Below are 7,500 nucleotides of genomic sequence, written 5' to 3'. Positions count from 1 at the left end.
ATCCAGTTAAGCGTTGCAGACGCATATCTAAAATCGCTTGCGCTTGTTTCTCACTTAAACCAAAACGTTCCATTAAGCCTTGCTTTGCAATATCTGCCGTTTTTGAACTACGAATTAACGTAATAACTTCATCAAGATGATCTAAAGCAATTCGTAATCCTTCTAAAATATGAGCACGTGCTTCTGCTTTTTCTAATTCATAAGCAGTACGTCTACGAATTACTACCTTCTGATGCTCTAAATAATGATATAGATTTTGTTTTAAATTTAGTACTTGTGGCTCCCCATTTACAAGAGACAACATATTAATACCGAAACTTGTTTGAAGCGCTGTATGTTTATATAGATTGTTTAATAGTACGTTTGCATTAGCATCACGACGTACTTCCATGACAATACGCATACCATTACGATCTGATTCATCACGTAAATCTGTAATACCTTCAATTTTCTTATCGCGAACTAATTCTGCGATTTTTTCAATTAATCGTGCCTTATTAACTTGATAAGGTAGTTCAGTTACGATAATAGATTGTTTACCGTTTGACTTCTCTTCAATTTCAACCTTAGCACGAAGCATAATGGAACCGCGACCTGTTTCATAAGCTCTTCGAATTCCACTTCTTCCTAAAATTAAACCTGCCGTCGGAAAGTCTGGACCTGGAATGTATTCCATTAATTCCGCGATAGTAATATCAGGATTATGACTTAATGCCAGCACACCATCAATTACTTCGCCAAGCTGATGCGGCGGTATATTTGTTGCCATACCAACAGCAATACCTGTTGTACCGTTTACTAATAAATTAGGGAAACGCGCTGGTAGTACTATCGGTTCTCTTTCGGAACCATCATAGTTATCTTGATAATCAATTGTATTTTTTGAAATATCACGTATTAATTCCATAGAAATCTTAGACATTCTTGCCTCTGTATAACGCATTGCAGCTGCTGAATCTCCATCTACAGAACCGAAGTTACCATGCCCATCTACAAGCATATAACGTTGACTAAAATCTTGCGCCATACGTACCATTGTTTCATAAACGGCTGAATCACCATGAGGGTGATACTTACCGATTACTTCACCGACAATACGTGCTGATTTCTTATACGCTTTATCAGCTGTAATTCCTAAATCATTCATCGCATATAAAACCCTACGATGCACAGGTTTTAATCCATCACGAACATCTGGTAATGCACGAGATACGATAACACTCATTGCGTAATCTAAAAATGAGGTACGCATTTCATGACTAATATTAATTTCTCGAATTCGTGCTTGTTGTTGATTGTCTGACATCAACGAGCACCTCCTCTTACATTTCCGTTACACATACATTGATTTATATGTAGAAGACAGGAATACTTAGATTCCTGTCATTACTCATTTAAATATCAAGGTTCTTCACGTATTTTGCATTCTCTTGGATAAAGTTACGACGCGGCTCTACTTTATCTCCCATTAAAATTTCAAATGTTTCGTCTGCTTCAATTGCATCTTGAAGGGAAACTTGAAGTAATGAACGTACTTCTGGATCCATTGTCGTCTCCCATAGCTGAGTTGGATTCATCTCCCCAAGACCTTTATAACGTTGAATTCCTGGTTTCGGCTGGGCTGGTAGCTCAGCTAAGATTTTTTCAAGTTCCTTATCGTTGTAAGCATATTGAATTTTTTTACCTTGTTGTATTTTAAACAATGGCGGCTGTGCAATATAGATATAACCACACTCAATTATTTGACGCATATAACGATAGAAGAACGTTAATAATAGGGTACGAATATGTGCACCATCAACATCGGCATCGGTCATAATAATAACTTTATGATAGCGTGCTTTTTCAATATCGAAGTCTCCACCAATATTTGTACCGATTGCCGTAATAATTGTACGAACTTCATCATTTGATAAAATCTTATCTAAGCGCGCCTTTTCCACATTAATAATTTTACCCTTCAGCGGTAAAATTGCTTGGAAATGACGATCGCGTCCTTGTTTTGCAGATCCACCCGCAGAGTCACCCTCTACGATGTAAATTTCACTAATTGCTGGATCTTTCGAAGAGCAATCAGCTAATTTACCAGGTAAACTTGAAACTTCTAACGCACTCTTTCGACGTGTCAATTCACGCGCTTTTTTCGCAGCTACACGTGCACGTGCAGCCATCGTACCTTTTTCTACAATTTTTCGCGCTACATTAGGATTTTCTAGTAAGAACTTTTCAAATGCCTCTGAGAATACAGACTCTGTAATTGTTCTCGCTTCACTATTCCCAAGTTTTGTCTTCGTTTGTCCTTCAAATTGTGGATTTGGATGCTTGATTGATACAATTGCTGTTAAACCTTCACGAACATCCTCACCAGTTAAATTACTGTCCGCATCTTTTAAAATGCTATTTTTACGACCATAGTCGTTGATTACACGAGTTAAAGCTGTTTTAAAACCTACCTCATGTGTACCACCTTCATACGTATGGATGTTATTCGTAAATGAGTAAATATTATTTGTGTATCCTTCGTTATATTGAAGAGAAACCTCAACCTGAATACCATCTTTTGAACCTTCTACGTACACAGGCTCTTCATGAATCGGTTGTTTTGAGCGATTTAAATGCTCAACGTATGATTTAATTCCACCTTCGTAATGGAATTCTTTCTTTTGCTTATGTTCACGTTTATCTTCAATTGTTAATTTAATATTACGATTTAAAAACGCTAATTCACGCATACGAGTTGCTAGCGTATCAAAATCGTATACTGTTGTTTCTTGGAAAATTTCCGGATCTGGTTTAAATCGAGTTATTGTTCCTGTTTGATCTGTGTCACCAATGACTTTTAAATCCGCAACCGGAATACCTCTTTCATATTTTTGGTAATGGATTTTACCTTCACGATGTACAAATACTTCTAATTCTGTTGATAGAGCATTTACAACCGATGCCCCAACACCATGTAAACCACCAGAAACTTTATAACCGCCACCGCCAAATTTACCACCGGCGTGGAGAACAGTCATAATAACTTCTACAGCTGGACGTCCCATTTTTTCTTGTATACCAACCGGAATACCACGCCCATTATCCGTTACACGAATACTATTATCTTCTTCGATACTAACATTAATTTCATCACAATAACCTGCAAGTGCTTCATCAATACTATTATCTACGATTTCCCAAACAAGATGGTGAAGCCCTTTTCCACTTGTAGATCCAATATACATACCAGGGCGTTTCCGAACTGCCTCTAGTCCTTCAAGCACCTGTATCTGACTTTCATCATATGCATTTTCTTGCATTTGCTTTTGTTCCATTGACACAAAGATCACCTACTTTTCCATTTAAACAGGGGTTATTCCCTATCTATTTCACAATCTACAGTGCCGTTCGTTACATGAATTGTTTTCGCTTCTTTTAATGTTTCGTGTTCAATTCCGTCGACACTCGTCGTTGTAACAAATGTTTGCACTTTTCCTTGAATTGTATTTAAAAGATGTGATTGACGATAATCATCTAATTCTGATAAAACATCATCCAACAAAAGGATTGGATATTCTTTAACCTCTGAATAAATCAATTCAATTTCAGCTAATTTTAGGGATAGTGCGGTCGTTCGTTGTTGTCCTTGCGAACCAAAGACTTGAACATTTTTACTATTAACGAAGAATTGTAAATCGTCACGATGAGGACCAATCAAAGTCGTACCACGGAAAATTTCACGTTGTTTCACAGATTGAAAACTTTCATAGTATACTTCTTTTATTTTCGACAAATCCATTGATTCTGATACATCTACACTTGGTTTATAGACAATTTCTAACTCTTCTAATCCACGGCTTATACCTCGATGAATTGGAGCTGCCCATTCCTGTAGCAAATGCAAAAATTCAAAACGTTTTTGCAGTATTTTCGCACCATGCTCAATTAGTTGAAGTGTAAATACATCCAACATCGTTTCCTCATTCTTACTATTCCCTTGCATTTTTTTCAACAAGTGATTTCGTTGCGTGAGCACCTTTTGATATTGACTTAATTCATACAAATATACAGGAGCTATTTGTCCTAATTCCATATCTAAAAAGCGTCTTCTTACTTGAGGGCTTCCTTTTACAAGATTTAAATCTTCTGGGGCAAACATGACAACGTTCATCACGCCAATATATTGACTTAACTTTTGTTGTTCAAGTTGATTTAATTTTGCCTTTTTACCTTTTTTCGAAATATTTAATTCCAAAGACAAAGAACTGTTTCTTTTTTGTAATTTCCCTTTTATTTGACCAAAATCTTCATCCCAGCGGATAAGTTCGCGATCATTAGAGGTTCTATGAGATTTCGCCATCGCTAAAACATAAATAGCTTCCATCAAATTTGTTTTCCCTTGCGCATTTTCGCCGATAATTACATTTACCTTATCTTCAAAGGAAAGCTCTAATTTTTCATAATTGCGATAGTTTTTTAATTGTATTTCTGAAATAAACAAAGGGCTCCCCCTTTATGCCTGAACTTGGAAAGTTCCGCTTCCTGGAATTTCAATAACATCATTCGCATATAGTTTGCGACCTCTTCTATTTTCAAGTTCGTTGTTCACGTACACTTCATATTCTTGTAAAAACCATTTTACAGCGCCACCTGTATCAATTACATCAGCTAACTTTAAAAATTGTCCTAGTGTAATATACTCTGTTGAAATTTTAATACGTTTCATAAAATCGCTCACTTTCTGAAAGTGTTCATTCTTTCATTGTACTAAATAAACTAGCATTAGGAAAGTAATACCCAAAAATCAAATAAGGGCCACTAGCATCTTTAAACTAGCAACCCTTATTCCTTACCTAGTAAGTACGAACCGGTAAAATTAATTGAATAATTGAATCATCATTTACTGTACGAATTAAGAACGGTCTCATCGCCCCAGTAAAGCTAACTTTAATCTCTGTACTATCCAAAGCTTTCAATGCATCCATCATATATTTTGCACTAAAAGATATTTTTAACTCTTCTCCATCTACTTTTTCGCATTGTACTTCTTCGACAACTTTTCCGATTTCTGGTGAATTCGAAGAAATCTCTAGCATTTCTTGCTCTAAAGTTGATAATTTAACAACGTTATTGCGGCCATCTCTTGCTAATAGTGAAGCACGATCAATTGCTTGTAGGAATTCTTTTGTATTCACAAAAATATCCGTTTTACTCTCTGCCGGAATTAAACGTGTCGTATCAGGATAATTCCCTTCTAACAATCTTGAGAAGAATAATAAATGTTTTGTACGGAATAATACTTGATACTCCGTAATAACGATATCTACCATTTCTTCAGACTCATCTAAAATTTTACTTAATTCATTTAAGCTCTTACCTGGAATAACAACATTAGCTTGGAATTCATCTGCAATATTATGTCCTTCAATTTTTGCTTTTCGAAGTGCCAGCCTATGACTATCTGTTGCAATACAAGTTAACTCGCTGTTATATACCTTCCAGTTTACACCTGTCAAGATTGGTCTTGTTTCAGAAGTAGAAACTGCAAATACAGTTTGTCTGATCATATGTTTAAGTAAATCTGTTGGTATCTTAAATACATGATGTTCTTCAATCTGTGGCAATAACGGATATTCTGCAGAATCTAAACCATTTAAGTTAAACTCTGATTTTCCAGATTTTATTTTTGTCATAAAATGATTTTCTACAGAAATTTCGACAGTGTCTTTAGGTAGTTTTTTTACAATCTCACTAAAATATTTTGCCTGTAAAACAATGCTTCCTGATTGAGCTATTTCTACGATTTCTTTTCCAGCTTCTTCGACTGGAATAAACGATTCAATAGAAATATCAGCATCGCTTCCTGTTAATGTAACTCCTTCTTCAGTCGCTACAACTTTAATTCCCGTAAGAATTGGGATTGTTGTACGAGAAGAAACTGCCTTCATTACATCTTGTACACCTCTTACAAGATAGTCTTTTTGTATTGTAAAACGCATAAAGAAAAACCTCCGGTAAGTATAAGATTTTATTTAATTAATAAAGATAAAAAATAGTAGTAATAGTAATAGGGCTTGTGGATATGTGGATAACTCCGCTAAAGGATGTAAAAACAGTCTATCTACATGTGGATAGACTGTGCGTAAAACAAGGTAAGTTATTCACACTATTCAGCTACTACTTTAAAATACCATTAATTTCTTCAACTTGCTTTTGTAATTGCGTATCGGTTTTTAGTAGTTTAGAGATTTTTTCATGGGCATGGATAACTGTTGTATGATCACGTCCACCAAATTCTTCACCTATTTTTGGTAAAGAGGAATCTGTAAGCTCGCGCGATAAATACATTGCAATTTGGCGAGGAAACGCAACTGATTTTGTACGTTTTTTCGCTTTAAAATCTTCTAATTTCACTTGATAAACGTCCCCGACAGCTTTTTGAATATCATAAATAGAGATAATTTTCGGCTTAGAATTTGGAATAATATCTTTAAGTGCTTCAGCTGCTAAATCAGCATTAATATCTTTATTAATTAAAGATGAATAAGCTACAACTCGGATAAGTGCACCTTCTAATTCACGAATATTTGAATCAATTTGATTTGCGATATAAAGCATAACTTCATTTGGTATATCAAGCCCTTCAGCTTTTGCTTTTTTGCGTAAAATCGCAATTCGTGTCTCTAAATCTGGCGGCGTAATGTCTGTAATAAGTCCCCATTCAAAGCGGGAACGAAGACGATCTTCTAAAGTTGGAATTTCTTTTGGTGGTCGGTCACTAGAAATTACAATTTGTTTACTTTCTTCGTGTAATGCATTAAATGTATGGAAAAACTCTTCTTGAGTCTGTTCTTTTCCAGCAAGAAATTGAATATCATCTATCAATAAAACATCTACGTTGCGATATTTATTACGAAAATCAACAGCTTTATTATCACGAATAGAGTTAATAAATTCATTTGTAAATTTTTCTGATGATAAATATACAACTTTTGCATTTGGATTATGTTCAATTACATAATGACCAATTGCATGCATTAAATGTGTCTTTCCAAGTCCAACTCCTCCGTAAATAAAGAGTGGATTATACGCTTTAGCTGGCGCCTCAGCTACAGCTAATGAAGCTGCATGGGCAAAACGGTTACCAGAGCCAATAACAAATGTATCGAATGTATATTTTGGATTTAACATGCTCTGTGGTAAATGAGCTGAATCATCTTGTGCTGGATTCGGCTTAACTGGAGGCAGATCAATGTCCTCTTCAGCTTGACTTTGGGGAATAATAAAGCGAATTGCTAATTTTGCCCCTGTTAAATCGTATAGTGTTTCTGAAATTAGTTCGGAGTAATGAGATTCTAGCCAGTCACGAGCAAATTCATTCGGAGCTGTAATCGTTAATACGTCTTTCTTCAAGTTATGAGCGGTTGTGGATTTTAACCATGTCTCATAACTAGGCTTGCTTACCTTTTTTTCTAATTCTTTTAAGGCACTATTCCATAAATCAGAGATATTTTCCAA

General features: G+C 35.4%; 6 protein-coding genes (1 of these 6 only partly in view). All 6 read right to left on the bottom strand.

The genetic code is table 11. From position 1 onward, the window contains the following. Nucleotides 1-1,306 carry the 5' portion of a DNA gyrase subunit A gene (gyrA, locus tag DN399_RS00030; protein ID WP_001282864.1) on the bottom strand. It extends 1,166 nt beyond the left edge of the window, so the window shows 1,306 of its 2,472 coding nt (coding positions 1-1,306); it begins with the start codon at nucleotides 1,304-1,306; its stop codon lies off the left edge, out of view. A gap of 88 nt (nucleotides 1,307-1,394) precedes the next feature. Then, nucleotides 1,395-3,317, bottom strand: a complete 1,923-nt coding sequence (gyrB, locus tag DN399_RS00025; RefSeq protein ID WP_000435982.1) for a DNA topoisomerase (ATP-hydrolyzing) subunit B — start codon at nucleotides 3,315-3,317, stop codon at nucleotides 1,395-1,397. A gap of 38 nt (nucleotides 3,318-3,355) precedes the next feature. After that, nucleotides 3,356-4,483, bottom strand: coding sequence for a DNA replication/repair protein RecF (gene recF, locus DN399_RS00020; protein ID WP_000470745.1), 1,128 nt, complete (start codon nucleotides 4,481-4,483; stop codon nucleotides 3,356-3,358). A 12-nt stretch (nucleotides 4,484-4,495) separates the two neighbouring features. Next, complete coding sequence (gene yaaA / locus DN399_RS00015) at nucleotides 4,496-4,708, bottom strand: S4 domain-containing protein YaaA (RefSeq protein ID WP_000821364.1); 213 nt, start codon at nucleotides 4,706-4,708, stop codon at nucleotides 4,496-4,498. Nucleotides 4,709-4,835: 127 nt separating this feature from the next. Further along, nucleotides 4,836-5,981 carry a DNA polymerase III subunit beta gene (dnaN, locus tag DN399_RS00010; RefSeq protein ID WP_006919875.1) on the bottom strand — a complete coding sequence of 382 codons (1,146 nt, stop codon included), beginning with the start codon at nucleotides 5,979-5,981 and terminating at the stop codon, nucleotides 4,836-4,838. Nucleotides 5,982-6,159: 178 nt separating this feature from the next. Further along, entirely contained in the window at nucleotides 6,160-7,500 is a 1,341-nt protein-coding gene (gene dnaA, locus DN399_RS00005; protein WP_000428017.1) for a chromosomal replication initiator protein DnaA, read from the bottom strand.

The organism is Bacillus sp. AR4-2 (assembly GCF_008274865.1).
In the GTDB taxonomy this organism is placed as follows: domain Bacteria; phylum Bacillota; class Bacilli; order Bacillales; family Bacillaceae_G; genus Bacillus_A; species Bacillus_A cereus.
The sequence above is the reverse complement of the archived record's forward strand: the minus strand, read 5'-3'. Positions and strand labels throughout refer to the sequence as shown.